Raw genomic sequence first — 16183 nt, 5'->3', positions numbered from 1 at the left:
CGTTATTCTACACCGGGCTAGCTGCAGGTCGCCTGTCGAGGTCAGCAAAGATAGCGGTTGACCAGTTCGACCCAGCAGGCGGCACCGAGCGGCACAAGTCGATCGTTGAAATCATAGTGGGGGTTATGCACAGAGCAGCCGACCCACTCGCCGGTGCCGTTGGCCAGCAGGAAGTAGCAGCCCGGCCTTTCCTGCAGCATCCAGGCAAAGTCTTCGCTGCCCATCAGTGGCTGGGCCTCATTTCCCGCTACAAAATCGGCGCCCAGGACATCACTGAGGCAGTCGTGCATCAGCTGGGTTTGCGCGGCGCTGTTTTGCAGTGGTGGTACCAGGCGGTGGTACTCGATATGAGCATCGATGCCGTAGGCGCTGCACTGGCCCTGGACTATTTCACAAATGCGTTTTTCCAGCAGTTCCCGGCTCTCGGGCGTGAGGGCGCGCACTGATAGTGTTAGCGAAGCCTGATCCGGTATCACATTGGAGGCGGTGCCGGCTTCAAGCTTGCCGATGCTGAGTACCGCGGCTTCCATGGGGTCAAGGTTGCGTGAAATGATGGTTTGCAGTGCCAGCACTATGCTGGCCAGGGCCGGAGTCGGGTCGATCGAAAGATGGGGCAGGGCGGCATGACCGCCTTTGCCCTGCAGGCGAATTTCGACGCGATCCGACGAGGCCATGAAGACGCCGGCCCTGGCGATGCCGTGGCCAACCTCTTTGCCCGGCATATTGTGCAGCGCATAGACCGCATCGCAGGGGAAGCGCTCGAACAGGCCGTCTTCGATCATCACCTTGGCGCCACTGAGTCCCTCTTCGTCAGGCTGGAAAATCAGGTTCAGGGTGCCGTCGAAGTGACGATTATGGGCCAGGTAGTGGGCCGCTGCCAGCAGGATAGCGGTATGGCCGTCGTGACCACAGGCATGCATGCGACCATCGATAGTGCTCGCATGGGGTAGGCCGGTGCGTTCCTGCATAGGCAAGGCATCCATGTCGGCCCGCAGGCCGATGCTGCGGCTGCCGGTGCCGTTACGTAGTACGCCGACCACTCCCTGACCGCCGATGCCGGTGTGGGTCTCGTAGCCCCAGTCTTGCAGCAGGCGGGCGACCAGCGCGGAAGTGCGCGGCACCTCGGCGCCGAGTTCCGGATGGGCATGGATGTCCTGGCGGATGCGCACGAATTCTGCGCAGCTGAGCAGGAAGTCGGGGTTTTCAATCAGGCGGGTCATTGCGGTGCTCCTGCTGTGTCCTGGTTGTCTGCACGGGTTGGTGTGGGAAAGCGCCACATGGCAATGCTGCTCACCACCACCGCGAGCATGAGGTAATAGGCCGGCGCCATCTTGTCGCCACTCCAGACGATCAGCATCGAGACCAGCAGTGGCGTGAATCCACCAAAGACGGTGACACCGAAGCCATAGATGGCTGACATGCCGCTGGCGCGATACTGCTGGCGAAAGGCTTCCATGATCAGTACGAAGAGGGAGGACGAACAGGTAGCGAACAGGGTAATCAGTACGCCGATAATCAGCAGCGCCTGCCACAGGGCGGTGGTGTTGTGCAGCAGCGCGAACGCCGGGTAGATCAGTACGAAGGTCAGTGCCATGCCGATCAATGGCAGGGTCTTGCGACTTTGTAGCTGGTCGCAAAAGCGGCCCAGTATTGGGGGCAGGATAAAGAGTGTCAGGCCCGCGAGTACGGCAACGGCAAAGGCGGTGGTGGCCGGGTAGTTGAGCTCGCGGATCAGGTAGGTCGGCATGTAAAACACTTCGATATACATCGAGGCGGTACCAGCCCAGATCATCAGCATGCCGCAGATGATGGTGCGCCACTGGGTTTTCAGCACGGTCTTGATGGGTGATGCTTCGGTGCTGGTACCTGTGTGGGTTTCATCCAGGTTGCGGCGTATATAGAGCCCGACCGGGCCGATAAGCAGGCCGAGGATAAACGGAATCCGCCAGCCCCAGGCGAGGATCTCATTTTCTTCCAGCAGGCCGTTAATGGCAAAGCCCACCAGGGCACCGGCCAGTGCGGCTGCGCCCTGGCTGGCGAGCTGCCAGCTGACCATGTAACAGCGGCGGTGACGGTTGTCCGATTCCATCAGGGCGGCGGAGGCGGCACCAATCTCGCCACCGGCCGAGAGGCCTTGCAGTAGCCGCCCCAGTACCAGCAGCACTGTTGCCGCCAGGCCGATACTGTCATAGGTGGGCGTTAGTGCGATCAGCGCGGTGCCCAGTGTCATCAGCGCTATGGTCAGCGTGAGGGCCGCCTTGCGACCGTGGCGGTCGGCGTAGTTGCCAATCAGCACAGCGCCGAGGGGGCGCATGACAAAGCCGACGCCGAAGGTGGCCAGCGATAGCAGCAGGGCGACAGCCGGGCTCTCGACGTTGAAAAACAGCTGGCCGATGACGGCGGCGAAAAAGCTGTAGACGGTGAAGTCATACATCTCGAGGCCATTGCCGACCGAGATGGCGATTACGTTTTTACGTGCCGTTTTGACGGGCCGGGCCGAAGCCGTTTCCCCCAGCGGTAAGGTTACTTCCAGAGTGCCGCTCATAGTCTTTTCCTGCTTGTTATTGGATAGATGTGGAATGAAATTGTCAGCATGCTGGTTTTCGATAATACAGAGCGCGCAGGAATTGGCTCTGAACTAAAAATTATTGGTATTCGTTAAAATATGTTTCTGTGGCGGGTATTTAAATTGAAATGCACTGCTTTTGGGGTGTGCTTGGATCTGTTTTAGTGGCTTTAAGTAGGGCGTATTTTGGTGATGTTAGGTCGAAGCGGTGGGGTGGCGGCGATACGGTAGTGAAAGTGTCGGTGGGTCGAGGTCGGTGACGGCTGTCTATTTTTGGTTATGTATATAACTATTATTCATCAATTTTGTTTATTCCGGCGTGGTATCGAAGTTGTTTTCGCTGCGAAAGCGGCCGGGGGTGAGGCCGGTGGCGCGCTTGAAGAAGCGGGAGAAATAGGCCGGGTCCTGGAAGCCCAGGTCATAGGCGATTTCATCCAGATTGCTGCGGGTATAGATCAGGCGACGCTTGGCTTCGAGCAGCAGGCGACTTTGGGGAACAGCCTTGGCGGTTTTGTCGAGTAGTTGCTTGCACAGGCGATTGAGTCGGGCGGCCGAGGTGCCAAGGCTGTTGGCGTACTCGACTACGGTCCAGTGGTCGCGAAAGTGCGCTTCGACTTGCTGGCGAAAGGCGGCCAGGGTGGCGCTGGGGGTGTTGGCCGCTTCTGCGGACAAGCCGTGCAGGTCAAGCTGGCGGCGCAAGGTCATAAGAACTGCGTGGGCCAGCCATTCACACATAAGGGCGCGGCCGGTATCGGGGCAATTGAGTTCCGATTCAATCTGGCGCAACAAACGCTGCAGCTGCGCCAGCTGTGGCCCATCCTGCTCGAAGGCGATGGTCATGGGGGTGCTGAGCAGGGGTTCGAAATAGGGCCGGCTACGGCTGTAGGACGCATCGCTGAGCATGGGCTCGGCGAGGGTCAGCACCATACCCAATGTCTCGGGCTTGAAGCAGAAACCATGCACGGAGCCGGGCGGAATGGTGATGGCCCAGGGGCCTTCCAGTTTATGTACCTTTTCGTCCAGCTGTACCTCTACTCCGCCTGAAAACATGCAAATCATCTGAAACATGCGCCCGTGGCGGTGCGGCTTGATAATCCAGCCATGCGCGCTGCTGCGGCTGGTGATGTTTTCAATATGCACAAAGGCAGGGTCTTCAATGGTGCCGGCTTCGCCGTAGAGGCTGAAGTGGGGGATCTGGGCCTGGTCTGATGATGTGCGGGAGCGAGTGGGAGCTGTCACGGGGCCTGCCTTAATTGTTGAGGAAGGTTGGTGAACGCAAGGAACTGCGTAAAAGTACAGATTGAGCGCCTTGGGGGTACCTTCTGCTGATCTTGGAATTACCTGCAGCAGGCCTGCGGTTTCTGTCATACATGGAGCTGAAAAAGGTGCAGGATGGCTGTGCTGTCTTGTTGGTCGGAAAGCTCTGGTGAATGAAAAGTACAAGTTTTTACGGGAAATGTGAATTCATTCAGTCGCGGGTTACGCCGAGTATAGAGCCACACCAAGGGCTCGGCCTGTTACGGCGGCAGCTGAAACAAATAAAGATCACAGTGGAGATCATGCCATGAAAACCCAGGTTGCGATTATCGGAGCAGGCCCCTCGGGTCTTTTGCTGGGGCAGCTGCTACATCTGCAGGGCATCGATACTGTGATACTGGAAGCCCGCAGCCCGGACTACGTGCTGGGGCGTATCCGCGCAGGCGTGCTGGAGCAGGGGACCGTTGATCTGCTGCGTGAGGCACAGGCATCCGGACGCATGGATAGTGAAGGTCTGGTGCACGATGGCTTTGAGCTGGCATTTAATGGTCGCCGCGAACGCATTGATCTCAAGGGCCTGACCGGCGGCAAGACCGTAATGGTCTACGGCCAGACCGAAGTGACCCGCGACCTGATGGAAGCCCGTGCCAAATGCGGTGCTAAAAGTATCTACGAGGCCACAGACGTACAGCTGCACGATATGTACAGCGACAAGCCGCGTGTCACCTTCGTGAAGGATGGCGAGACGGTGGAGCTTGAGTGCGACTACATTGCTGGCTGCGACGGTTACCACGGTGTTTCGCGCAAGTCTGTGCCCCAGGACAAACTGAAAATTTTCGAACGTGTCTATCCGTTCGGCTGGCTGGGCGTGCTGTCCGATACGCCGCCGGTGGCACATGAGCTGATCTATGCCAACCATGAACGTGGCTTTGCATTGTGCAGCCAGCGTTCCGAGACCCGCAGCCGCTACTATATACAGGCGCCGCTCGACACTGACATCAACGCCTGGGATGACGAGCGTTTCTGGAGCGAACTCAAGTCGCGCTTGCCGCAGGAAACCGCAGCGCAGCTCGTGACGGGCCCATCGATCGAGAAGAGCATCGCGCCGCTGCGCAGCTTTGTCGCAGAACCCATGAAGTTCGGTAACCTCTTTCTGGTGGGTGATGCCGCCCACATAGTGCCGCCCACCGGCGCCAAGGGACTGAATCTGGCCGCCAGTGACGTTTACACCCTGTACCACGTCATGCGCAAAAACTATCAGCAGGACCGTCCCGAGCTGCTGGAGAAGTACTCCGAGATCTGCCTGCGCCGCATCTGGAAGGCCGAGCGTTTCAGTTGGTGGATGACCTCCCTGCTGCACCGTTTTGATGGTGATGCCTTTTCCCAGCGCATGCAGCAGGCCGAGCTTGAGTACTACACCCAGTCCGATGCCGGTCGTCGCACCATCGCCGAGAACTACGTCGGCCTGCCTTACGAAGCGATCGAATAACGCTTAGCAGTAGTGACAATGGATGTTTTTTGAAGATAGGGTTCGCATATCGAAAGTGATATGTGACAAGGCTTTAAATTCATTAGTGAAACACGCCAGCAGGACTTAGGTTGAGTGCCGCCAGGCACAACACCAAAGTCTCTGAGCAGGGCTGACTTTGTACTTGCAGAGTCGCTCTGGTACCGAACGAGGAACGCCGCTTTCGAGCAGGGTTCTGTCGACTCAGACAGCCCGGCTTCGGCGCCATTGCTATAACAACAATAGACAGGTAAACCCATGAAAAAATTGACCACAATTGCCAAGACAACCGCCAAAACTGCAGCTGCCACGGCGCTGCTGAGCCTGCTGTCCTTCAGCAATGCCATGGCCGCCGACTTCAATCTGCGCTTTGCCCATTTTTGGCCGGCGAGTTCAGGTGTACATGCAGGCTTTGAAGCCTGGGGTCAATCGCTGGAAACGGCCTCCGATGGTCGCATCAAGATTGAGTTCTACCCCTCCCAGACACTGGCCAAGGCACCCCAGAGCTACGATGCGGTGAAGAATCGCATCGCCGATATCACCGCCACAGTGCAGGGCTATAGCGCCAACCGCTTTCCGCTGACCCAGGTAGTTGAACTGCCGGGGCTGGCCAAGACCGCCACCCAGGGCTCCTGCGTGATCCAGTCGCTGTACGACGAGGGCCTGATCAGCAGTGAATACGACGATACCCATGTGCTCTTTCTGTTTACCCACGGCCCTGGCGATATTCACAGCCGCGATAAAGCCATCAAGACGCCTGAAGATCTGGCGGGGCTGAAAATTCGCCGCCCGACCACCGTCGTCGCCGACATGCTGGAAGGCCTCGGAGCTCAGCCGGTTGGCATGCCGGCACCCGAGACCTACCCCTCCTTGCAGCGTGGCGTGATTGATGGCGTCGCCATGCCCTGGGAAGCCATGACCAGCTTTCGTCTGAATGAGCAGGCGAAATATCACACGGAACTGGGCCTCTACACCCTGTCGTTCGTGGTGACCATGAACAAGGATGTCTACGACGGCATGCCGGCCGATCTGCAGCAGATCGTTGATCAGCACTCCGGCAAGGAATGGGCGCAGAAGCAGGCGGTCAAGTTTGATGAACTGGACGCCAAGGGTCGTGCCGAAGCCGTTGCCGAAGGTCACGAGATCATTACGCTGGAAGGCGGCACTGAGAACGCAGCCTGGAAACCAGTACTCGACAAGGCCACCGAAAGCTACCTGGCCGACCTTGAAGGTCGTGGCCTGGCCGCACGGGATGTCTTCGCCCGCGCCAAAGAGCTCAGCCTCAGCTGCGACAACTAAGGCCGCTCAAGGCCGCTCTTTCCACTGAGGGCGCGGCCTTGTGGTATTCAATCCCTGGCGCGAGGTATGCGATATGAAGTGGCTGATCAAGGCAATCGATACGATGGCGCTGATCCTGTACCGGATCAGCGGCCTGCTGCTGGTCATGATGATGTTCAGCGTGGTGGCGGATGTGGCTGCGCGCAGTCTGTTCGCCATGACCGAGGGCTCGGTGGACCTGACCTTCGTCGGTGGCATTGAGCTGGTGAAGTACGGCCTGCTGTTTGCCATGCTGTTTGCGTTCCCCCATACCGTCGACAAGGGGCAGATAGTAGTGGATCTGTTTACCCACAAGATGCCGGCGTCCCAGCTGCGCTGGTTCGATGGATTCTACACGTTCTGCTTCGGCGTTTTCGGCGCCCTGCTGTGCTGGCGTTTTCTTGAGGCCGCCGAGGCCTCCCGCATGAGCGGCGAGCTGACCCAGGACCTGCTGGTGCCGCTGGCGCCCATGTATCTGGTGTCCGCCGCAGCCCTGGCTGTGTTGGCCTTGCGCGGCTTTAGCTGCGGTGTGCTTGAATTAATGGGCAAGAAGGAAGTAACAGCATGAGTGCACCCCTTATCGGACTCGTCTGCATGGGCCTGATGCTGGTCATGATAGCGCTGCGTTGCCCCATCGCCCTGGCGATGGCAGCCACCGGGGTTATCGGCTTTGGCACCATCGTCGCCTTTGATCCGGCTTTCGCCATTTTGGAAGCGGGCCCCTTTGAAACCCTGAGCAATTACAGCTTTAGCCCCATTCCTATGTTTCTGTTGATGGGGGTGCTGGCGTCCCATGCCAACATGTCCAGCGAGTTGTTCAATGCCGCCCGTTCCCTGTTCGGCGGCTGGCGTGGTGGCATGGCACTGGCGGCGGTGTCGGCCTGCGGTACCTTTTCTGCCATTTCGGGCTCCTCTGTTGCTACGGCTGCGAGCATGGCGCGGGTGGCGCTGCCGGAGATGCGCAAACACGGCTATGCCGACTCCCTGGCCACCGGTACCCTGGCGGCGGGCGGCACCCTGGGCATCATGATTCCGCCCAGTATCGCCTTGCTGCTCTATGCGCTGATCACCGAGCAGTCGGTGGGCGACATGTTTATTGCAGGCCTAATACCCGGCATTCTGGGGCTGCTGCTCTACTGTGCAACCATCGCCTTGCTGGTGCATTTTTATCCGCATCTGGCGCGGGCCGGCGAGCCCACCACGCTGAAACAGAAGATCGTCGGCATGTGGGGCTTCGTGCCTTTCATGTTCGTGTTCGCAATCATTATCGGCGGTATCTATACAGGCATCTTCACCCCGACAGAAGCGGCCGCCATAGGTGCCTTTGCCACCCTGCTGGTAGCGCTGTGCCGGGGCATGAAGTGGGCGGGCTTTATGGCGGCGGTGGAAGAAGCGCTGGCGCTGAGCGCGATGATCTTCTTTATGATCGTGGGGGCGGAAATCTTCGGTTACTTCCTCTCGGTGTCGCGTATTTCCTTCTTCCTGACGGAAACCGTGAGCCAGCTGGGCTGGCCGCCCTACGGCGTGCTCTTTGCCGTGCTGCTGCTGTTTATCCTGCTGGGCTGCGTTATGGACGCCATCGCCATGCTGCTGCTGACAGTACCGGTGGTACTGCCGCTGATTCTGGAGGCGGGTTTTGATCCGGTCTGGTTTGGCATAGTGGCGGTCATCACGGTGGAGCTGGGGTTGATAACTCCGCCGGTCGGCATGAACGTCTTCGTTATCAAAAGCGTGGCGCCGGATGTGCCCATGGGGCAGATATTCCGCGGTGTCTTCCCGTTTGTGCTGTCGGATGTGGTGCGCCTGATTCTGTTGATCCTGTTCCCGGTGTTGGCGCTGGGGCTGGTGTGATAACGCCCAGTCCAGTGCCAGCATGAACGTCTTCGTGATAAAGAGTGTGGCGCCGGATGTGCCCATGGGGCAGATATTCCGTGGCGTATTTCCGTTCGTGCTGTCGGATGTACTGCGCCTGATTCTGCTGATCCTGTTCCCGGTACTGGCCTTGGGGCTGGTATAGCCGCAGCCCGTACGCGCTTTACCTTGCATCATTGTGGTTGCCTCCGCGACGGATCTTCGCATCCGTGGCGGGGGCTTTTTTCGTTTTGGCGCTCTATAAATGGTTTTGATAGAGTGCGGCCGAGGTGATGTCACTGATGCGAGGCGTGCCGGCCAGCGCCATGGTCACCTCCAGCTCTTCGCGCAGTACGCGCAGCATATGGGCAACGCCCACAGCGCCAGCCACGGCCAGTGCATAGATTTGCGGGCGCCCGATCAGCACGGCGTTGGCGCCCAGCGCCAGGGCCTTGAATACATCGGTGCCACGACTGATGCCGCCATCGAGCAGCAGAGTAAAATTCGGGCCCGTGGCGGCGCGAATCTGTGGCAGCATTTCGGTGGCTGAGGGCACGCAGTCCAGCGCCCGGCCGCCGTGATTGGAGACTATTACGCCGGCCAGCCCCATGCCTGCCACACGGATGGCATCCTGTGGGTGCAGAACGCCCTTTACGATAATGGGCAGGTGGGTGTTACGGGACAACCACTCGAGCTGCTCCCAACCGGGGGCCTCGCTCATCATGCCCTGGAAGACGATGCTCTGGCTCGGTTCCAGCACGGCCCGGGGCAACGGTGGGCGCTCACGCAGGTTTACCGCCTCGATATCATCCGGTAGCACAAAGCCCGCGCGCTGGGCACGGTTGCGAATGCCGTGCAGGGGCGCATCCACCGTGACCACCAGCTTGCTGTAGCCGGCGCGCTCGGCACGCCTGACGAGTGTCAGGGTGAAGTCAGGGTCCTGCTGAAAATAGAGCTGAAACCATTTTCCGGCCCGGGTTTCTGTGGCGATATCTTCCAGACTGTGGGAGGCGAGAGTGCTGACCACCATAGGGGTGTCCAGCGCATCGGCGGCCCGGGCCGTAGCCAGTTCGCCGTCTGGGTGCACCATGCGCTGAAACGCCACCGGTGCCAGCAATATGGGGTGGCGCAGATCTTCATCCAGCACCCTTGTGTGGGTGGAGCCTGCGGTGACATCGCGCAGTACCCGGGGCAGCAGGCTGATGCGGTCCAGCGCTGTGCGGTTGCGCTGCAGCGTCAGCTCATCGGCACCGCCGCCTGCGATGTATTCGAACAGGCTGTGGGCCAGCAGCTGGCGCGCGTAGCGCTCGTAATCAGACAGGCTCACAAGGTCGGCGGGAATCTGGCTCAGGGGTTCATGCATGCTGGTTTTCCGTGCTGCGCTCACAGGCAATATTGGGGAAAGGCTTAGGTCTGTGCCCATTGGCGGACCAGATTATGGTAGAGCCCGCTCAGACGCATCACATCTTCATGGGCCTGGCCAAGCTCGCTGCCAAGTGACTGTACGCTCTGGTCGAGATCGAACAGCATTTCACGCTGGCTGCTGTCGCGTACCATGCTCTGCAGCCAGAATACGGCGCAGCTGCGGCTGCCGCGGGTGACGGGGGTAACGCGGTGCTGGCTGCTGGCGGGATAGAGAATCAGGTCGCCGGCCGCAAGCTTGATGCTCTGGGCGCCGAAGCTGGATTCGATCTGTAATTCGCCGCCGTCGTAATTATCGGGATCGTCGAGAAACAGGGTGGCCGAGAGGTCGGTGCGCAGCGCTGTGGCTGCCGCCTGCCCCGGGCTTTGCAGGAAACGTATGGCGTTATCTACATGCAGGCCGTAGGTTTCGCCTGCTTCGTAGCGGTTGAACAGCGGTGGCATGATGCGCAGTGGCAGGGCTGCCGAAATGAAAGTGGGATGGCGCGACAGAGCCGCCAGTATGAGGTCGCCCAACTGTTGGGCCAGCGTGCTGTCGGCGGGCAGTTGCCGGTTGCGCTTGACCTCAAGGGCCTGGGCGCCGGCGCTGCTGCGACCGTCAACCCAGTCGGCACGGTCAAGCAGGCTGCGTATCTGGGCCAGCTGGGTGCTGCCAAGGAGTGAGCGTATGGGGGTAATCAAGCGGCCTCCGTTACACAGGGAAAGTGGAAAGGTGCAAGGATAAAGGAGCAGGTCAAAAAAGGCCCGACAGTCGCGCTATTAACGGGTCTGCCGGGCGGGGAAATGCTGCAATCTGTATTTAGAACTTGTAGTTCAGGCTTAGGTTAGCAGAGCGACCGTCGCCGATGTAGACGATGCTGCCGCCGCGGTAAACTGCGGTGTAGTAGTCTTCATCCAGAAAATTCTGGATGTTGGCACGTACGCTCAACTGCGGGCTGAACTCGTAGCTGGCGAAGGCATCGAACACCCAGTAATCCGGCAGTTCAATATTCGTGTTCGCCGCCGCATCGGGCTGGCCACCAAAGATTTCGCTGGAGTAGGTGGCGGTACCGCCGAAGGCAAACTGAGAATTGGCCTGGTAGCGCAGCTGCATGTTGGCGCTCTGCTCGGCAAAGTTGGCCTTGGGCTTGCCAATGTTGTCGGCGTTGTAGGAATCCAGCGTCTCGGAGTCCATCAGGGCGATGCCAAACTGACCGCTGAGTCTGGATGTCATGTTACCAGACAGCCCAAGCTCGATACCCTCGACCCGGTTCTTGCCGGTGTTGAGGTTGCCGCCGCTGGCGTAGGAATCGCCGTTATCCTCGATAACGTCATCCTTGGTGGTCTGGAAGATGGCTGCGGTAAGCAGCAGCTGTTCGTCCATCAGGTTCCATTTTGTACCCAGCTCCAGGTTAACGGACTGCTCAGGTTCGGCGGCGCTGAAGTTGCCGTCAGCATCGGTACAGAGGCCACCATAGCCGCAGCTGGTACCGGCATCGGATTCGCCGCCGTTAATGTTGGATGAGGTGCTCCAGCTGGCGTAGACGTTGCCGTGCTCCCAGGGCGAGTAGACCGCACCCAGGTGGCCGTTTACAAAGCCATCGCTGTATTTGTAGCTGGTTTCGGGGGTGACCGAGCTATCGCGATTGGTCTTTTCCGCCGCCCAGAGGTCATAGTCGAAGTGGTCATAGCGCAGGCCGCCGAACAGCTCCCAGTCGTCGTTCAGGGTGACTGTATCCATCACGTAGGCCGAGAGGGTGGTCAGGTTCAGGTCTGTAGCGGCGCTGTTGCGGCTGGTGGAGCCTTGCCAGCTGCTGTTATTTGCATTGTAGGGGTCAATCGAGACACTGTCGGTAGTGACGCTGTAGCTGCCACCCTTGGTATCTTCGCTGGCATACTCGATGCCGGTAATCAGGGTGTGACGCATGCCGCCCAGGCGGGTATCGAGTATCAGGTTAGTCTGGTTGCCGAGGTAGTCATTTTCCTGCCAGCCGGTGAAGTTGCGCAGGCTGCCACTGCGTGAGCTGTAGGTGGAAATAATGTATTCGTTGCTGGTGGAACCCAGACGCGTCTTGTTCTCGAGCCGCAGAGTATCATTGAGCTGGTAGTCGAGCTTAATTGTGGCGATATCGGCGGCGGTGTCCTGGAAATCGAGCCCGTCCTGGCCGACGTACTGCACGCGTTTGTTGGGCTTGCCGTCGGTGAGGAAGGTGCCGCCGTCGGTCTTGTCATTGCCCCGAAAATAGTAGTAATCAGCGGAAATTTGCAGATCATCGGTGGCTTGATAAACACCGGAGATCAGTGCGCCCTGGCGTTGCTCGCGCGCAGGAGCCCTATCGGGAATATCGGCATCGGTATAGAGGGCGTTGAAGCGCAGTGCCAGGTCATCGCTAACCACCTTGTTGGTATCAAGGCTGTAGCGCTGGTATTTGTCGGTGCCCAGACCTGCCTGTACGCTGCTGAAATCATCATCCAGCGATGCTTTTTTGGTGATGCTGTTTACCGCGCCACCGGTGGAGCCGCGCCCGGCAAAGGTGGAGCTTGGGCCCTTGGCGATTTCGATCTGTTCCAGCGCGAAGGTTTCGCGGGTGATCAGGCCCGGGTCACGCAGGCCATCGGTGTATATGTCATTGCGCGCTTCATAGCCGCGGATGATATAGCGGTCACCGAAGGAGTTGCCGCCCTCACCCGTGCCAAGGGTAATGCCAGGCTGGGCGCTGAGGATATCCTTGAGTTCGGTTTTGCCGGACTCCTCGATAACGGACTTGGTAATGACCGTCATGGTCTGGGGCGTATCGGCGATGTCGCGTACATGGCGGCTGTCGGCGCTGCGTTTGGCCTTGTAGGGTGCATTGGGCTCGGCATAGGGGTTGGCATCGGCGGCGATGCGGCCGTCCTCGATAACCAGCGTATCCAGTGAAATTTCCTCGGCATGAACCGAGCCGATCATGGCAGTTGAAATCGCCAGGGTTAGGCTGCCGGCCAGGGAGGCGCTACGGCCGAAGTCCCGTTCCCGACGCAGGCTGAGCGGCGCGCTACTCGCTGGGTTTGAGTTGCCGAACTTGAGTTTGGCGTTGTCGGACATTGCTTCTGACACTGTTGCTTTCCTTGAAAATAGGCACAGAAATACCCGGCCACCGCGATCTGGGCAGCCATGCCTGGGGTTTTGTTTATGGCTGAAATCTCAGCCCGCTTTACAGGAAATAGCTTTTTGGAACCTTAATCGGCAGCTGAGCTTTTAGTTAATTGAAAAAGCCACCGGGATATTAATTGTGAGCGTTTCCGTTTTAATATCCGCCGGGAATGCCGGCAGCGGAGTCGCGCTTTTCAGCATCTCAATAACGGCACGGTCCAGGCTTTTAAAACCGGAACTTTCACTCAGACGATATTCAACAAGGCTGCCGCGGCGGTCGAGTATGAAAAACAGTCGCGCGGTGCCTTCCTCGCCTTTTTTACGGGCCCTAATCGGGTAGCGTTTGTGTTGTGCCAGGCGTGCGGCGATCAATGCATAGTAGGATTGCTCGGCGCCTGGATTACCGCCGGAACTCAGTGCATTCTGGCTGCCGGTGGTCATGCGGCGACTGTCACTGTTGTCCGTGCCATCATCGCTGCTCAGCTGCGCAGGCGCCGGGGTTGTAGCTGGCGCAGGATCTGTGGCTGCGGGCTTTGCTGTCACCGGTGCGGGCTTGGGTTTTGCCTGTGGCCTGGGCTTTGGCTTGACGGTGACTGCCGGTGTTTGCTTCGCAACGACAGCTTCAGGCTCCACTGCTTCCGCTTCTACTTCAGGCGCCGGATAAGGCTGGGCAACGGGCTTTTCAGCCTCAGACTGAGGCGTCTCGACAGCTTCTTCGGCCTTGGCTGCGTTCTGGCTCTGCGCCTGGGCACCCAGATCACCGAGCATGCCAAGATCAATCTCGATACCCTGCTCGCCGGGGGCGCGGGCACCTTCGGCGGGCTCGCGAGCCAGCACCAGGCCCAGGGTGAGCAGGTGTACGCCCAGGGCAACACCAAGGGCAAGCATCCAGTGGTGCGAGCGAATCATGCCGGGTGCCCCGCCATCCTAGTCGCCAGTGATACTTTCAGCATGCCGGCGGCCTTTATCTGCGCCAGGGTTTGCAGCAAGGTATCCACCGGTGTTGCGGCATCCACCTTGAGTAATATCGAGAGTGCCTGCGGATCCTGGCTGTTATCAAGCGCAGTAGTGACGGCATGGGTTAATTGTTCGGATTCCAGTTCCATATCATCCATGTAAATCACGCCTGTCGCTGAAAGCAGAATATTAATCGGCTCTTCGCTGCGGGACGTTGTTTCACTTGTCGATGCCGGCGGATCAATCGCAATGGCATCGGAGCGGCTTATCTTCCCGGCCACCATAAAAAAGATCAGCATTAGAAACACAACGTTAATCAGCGGAATCAGGTTGTCGTCCCGGTTCCTTGCACGGGGGCTGGTCTGGGCTGCAAATTTCATGGTGTGTGCGCCAGTGACAGCTGCCGTGCGCCAGCGGCTTTGAGGGCATCCAAGAGCCCGATCAGCGCCTGGGTTGCGATGCCGCTGTCGGCACTGATCACAAAAAGGTCATCTTTCTGCCGACTGATCTGTTGGGTCAGCCCCTGGCTGTCCTGCAGGCTCAGTTCCATGCCATCGAGCTGAAAACGACCGTCCCCGGACAGTAATCTAACCTCATGCAGTACAGGTGGCGTTGCCGCGCCCGTGCCTGGGACGACCAGATCCAGCTGTCGCCACTGGGTAAAAGTGGACGAAAGCATGAAAAACAGCAGCAGGATAAAGACGACATCAATCAGCGGTGTCAGGCTGATTGCGCGCCGGCGCGCAGGCAGAGTCAGATCAAGCCGCACGGCGCAGTGCCTCGCTGTCGTCACTGGCGGCGCGGTATTGCAGTGCCGGGGCGCTGGTAAAGACCCGGGTGACTGAGTCGCTCATCAGGGCGGCGACGCGCTCTGTTTTACGCTCCAGCCAGCTGTGAGCCAGAGTCACCGGGATGGCAACGGCTATACCTACGGCGGTGGTGAGCAGCGCCTGCCAGATGCCGCCGGACAGCACGGATGGATCGACCTGGTTGCCGGCGGCTTCCATCTGCTGGAATGCGCCTATCATGCCCAGTACGGTACCCAACAGGCCCAGCAGCGGGCTGAGCATGGCGATGACTTCAAGTGGGCGCAAAAAGGCCCGTAGCTGATTCAGGCGCAGGCTTGCAACCCGTTCAAGTTCATCCCGCAGCAGAGGCGTATCGCCGCCGTTTTGCAGTCCGACCATGGCCAGCGCTACCAGTTCGTATATGGGGCCCTGGCCCTTGAGTCCCTCCAGAGCTTCGTCGGTGCGGGAGGCGCGCCAGAGCCCTAGGCTGTATTCCAGTCGCGGGCTGGACTCGGGGCGCAGCAGGGTAAACTGCCAGATTTTGAGCAGCACTATGCTGAGGGCAATAACGGAGAAGCCGAGCAGTATCCAGACGACAGGCCCGCCGACGTTGAGAAACTGCTGCAGCTGATCAAGAAAGCTCGCGGGCAGGGCGGTCGGATCTGCCAGGGGCAGCTCTGTGCTCAGCGAGCCTGTGGCGTCCGCTGGGTTCAGTACGCTGGCACTGGTATCGGCAGTCAACTGTGTGTCGGAAGCCGCGTTCACAGTGGAGGAGGCCGCTATCGGGTCACCTGTTACATTTGCATCCTGCATTAGCGGCGTTGTTGCTGTCTCCATTGAGGATTCCACCTTGAGCTCCGACGATCAGTAATTGAAATAGTGTTGCCAATGATAATCGTTATTATTTAGATTTCAACAATGAATTGAACTATTCTCAACTTTTGGCGCAGCGGACGGGAACTTTTTATGAATATTAACCCGGCGGGTTAATACATGAAGCAGGGATGCTTCATCATTGGCCGCAGGCCAATGCGAACGCCAGAAAAACCAGCAAGTCCATGCACTTGCGCTAGTTTTTCTGGCGTGACGGACAAATAGGGAGGGAACCTATTTGTCCACCGGGTTAATAGTACGACATTCAGGAATCACCCCTGTCGGGGTACTGCGCTCCCGTGCAGGTGATCTTGATAGTTTACAGGGCCGCTCAACCAATGCTGCGGGGCGCTGCATTGGTTGACGCCGCAGGGCGAATGCAATAGCATTCCCCGCGCTGCAAACAAGTCGCCCTGGCGCCGTACGCAGCGCTGACTTTATGTCTCTCCGTAGTTCAACTGGATAGAACGAGGCCCTCCTAAGGCTTAGATCGGGGTTCGAGTCCCTGCGGGGAGACCATTTCGCGCCAAACG

Annotated in this window: 15 protein-coding genes and 1 tRNA gene; 6 read left to right on the top strand and 10 right to left on the bottom strand. The window is 58.9% G+C overall.

The genetic code is table 11. The annotated features are described in order from the left end of the window. Positions 1–41: 41 nt before the first annotated feature. From MPRO_RS04725 to MPRO_RS04715, 3 genes are all read right to left on the bottom strand, one after another. A complete protein-coding gene (locus tag MPRO_RS04725) occupies positions 42–1220 on the bottom strand; it encodes a M20 aminoacylase family protein (protein WP_067288025.1) in 1179 nt (392 codons plus the stop codon). Beyond that, a complete protein-coding gene (locus tag MPRO_RS04720; RefSeq protein ID WP_067288023.1) occupies positions 1217–2545 on the bottom strand; it encodes an MFS transporter in 1329 nt (442 codons plus the stop codon). The genes MPRO_RS04725 and MPRO_RS04720 overlap by 4 nt, the downstream gene beginning before the upstream one ends. 330 nt (positions 2546–2875) lie before the next feature. Continuing rightward, on the bottom strand, positions 2876–3805 hold the full coding sequence (locus MPRO_RS04715; RefSeq protein WP_067288020.1) for a helix-turn-helix domain-containing protein: 930 nt from the start codon (positions 3803–3805) through the stop codon (positions 2876–2878). A 325-nt stretch (positions 3806–4130) separates the two neighbouring features. Here MPRO_RS04715 and pobA point away from each other — a divergent pair, with 325 nt between their 5' ends. The 5 genes from pobA (at position 4131) to MPRO_RS25430 (ending at position 8664) form a co-directional block, all read left to right on the top strand. Beyond that, positions 4131–5312, top strand: coding sequence for a 4-hydroxybenzoate 3-monooxygenase (gene pobA / locus MPRO_RS04710; RefSeq protein ID WP_067288016.1), 1182 nt, complete (start codon positions 4131–4133; stop codon positions 5310–5312). 276 nt (positions 5313–5588) lie between these two features. Continuing rightward, positions 5589–6629, top strand: a complete 1041-nt coding sequence (locus MPRO_RS04705) for a TRAP transporter substrate-binding protein (RefSeq protein ID WP_067288014.1) — start codon at positions 5589–5591, stop codon at positions 6627–6629. A gap of 73 nt (positions 6630–6702) precedes the next feature. Then, positions 6703–7215 (top strand): TRAP transporter small permease, encoded by a 513-nt coding sequence (locus MPRO_RS04700; protein ID WP_067288011.1) that lies wholly within the window; start codon positions 6703–6705, stop codon positions 7213–7215. Then, the gene (locus MPRO_RS04695; protein WP_067288009.1) at positions 7212–8498 is read left to right on the top strand and encodes a TRAP transporter large permease; all 1287 of its coding nucleotides are present in this window, start codon (positions 7212–7214) and stop codon (positions 8496–8498) included. Before MPRO_RS04700 ends, MPRO_RS04695 begins: the two co-directional genes overlap by 4 nt. Positions 8499–8520: 22 nt before the next feature. Further along, entirely contained in the window at positions 8521–8664 is a 144-nt protein-coding gene (locus MPRO_RS25430) for a hypothetical protein (RefSeq protein ID WP_439646777.1), read from the top strand. Between the two features lie 93 nt (positions 8665–8757). Here MPRO_RS25430 and MPRO_RS04690 read toward each other — a convergent pair whose 3' ends face one another. The 7 genes from MPRO_RS04690 to MPRO_RS04660 all read right to left on the bottom strand — a co-directional run bounded on the left by MPRO_RS04690 (position 8758) and on the right by MPRO_RS04660 (position 15614). Further along, positions 8758–9861 carry an alpha-hydroxy acid oxidase gene (locus MPRO_RS04690; protein ID WP_067288007.1) on the bottom strand — a complete coding sequence of 368 codons (1104 nt, stop codon included), beginning with the start codon at positions 9859–9861 and terminating at the stop codon, positions 8758–8760. A 44-nt stretch (positions 9862–9905) separates the two neighbouring features. Next, the gene (locus MPRO_RS04685) at positions 9906–10601 is read right to left on the bottom strand and encodes a Fe2+-dependent dioxygenase (protein ID WP_067288004.1); all 696 of its coding nucleotides are present in this window, start codon (positions 10599–10601) and stop codon (positions 9906–9908) included. Positions 10602–10719: 118 nt separating this feature from the next. Then, the gene (locus MPRO_RS04680) at positions 10720–12996 is read right to left on the bottom strand and encodes a TonB-dependent receptor (RefSeq protein ID WP_216821238.1); all 2277 of its coding nucleotides are present in this window, start codon (positions 12994–12996) and stop codon (positions 10720–10722) included. A gap of 141 nt (positions 12997–13137) precedes the next feature. Beyond that, entirely contained in the window at positions 13138–13941 is an 804-nt protein-coding gene (locus tag MPRO_RS26465) for an energy transducer TonB (RefSeq protein ID WP_067287999.1), read from the bottom strand. Further along, complete coding sequence (locus tag MPRO_RS04670; protein WP_067287997.1) at positions 13938–14369, bottom strand: ExbD/TolR family protein; 432 nt, start codon at positions 14367–14369, stop codon at positions 13938–13940. Before MPRO_RS04670 ends, MPRO_RS26465 begins: the two co-directional genes overlap by 4 nt. Then, entirely contained in the window at positions 14366–14758 is a 393-nt protein-coding gene (locus tag MPRO_RS04665; protein ID WP_067287995.1) for an ExbD/TolR family protein, read from the bottom strand. The genes MPRO_RS04670 and MPRO_RS04665 overlap by 4 nt, the downstream gene beginning before the upstream one ends. Next, positions 14748–15614: a MotA/TolQ/ExbB proton channel family protein gene (locus MPRO_RS04660; protein WP_245635028.1), complete on the bottom strand. Its 867-nt coding sequence runs from the start codon at positions 15612–15614 to the stop codon at positions 14748–14750. The genes MPRO_RS04665 and MPRO_RS04660 overlap by 11 nt, the downstream gene beginning before the upstream one ends. A gap of 479 nt (positions 15615–16093) precedes the next feature. Between MPRO_RS04660 and MPRO_RS04655 the strand changes: the two genes are divergently transcribed. Then, positions 16094–16169: transfer RNA gene (locus tag MPRO_RS04655), tRNA-Arg, on the top strand. The last annotated feature ends 14 nt before the right edge of the window (positions 16170–16183 follow it).

It is taken from the genome of Marinobacterium profundum, assembly GCF_001528745.1.
Classification (GTDB): domain Bacteria; phylum Pseudomonadota; class Gammaproteobacteria; order Pseudomonadales; family Balneatricaceae; genus Marinobacterium_A; species Marinobacterium_A profundum.
This window is presented reverse-complemented; position numbering and strand designations above follow the sequence as displayed.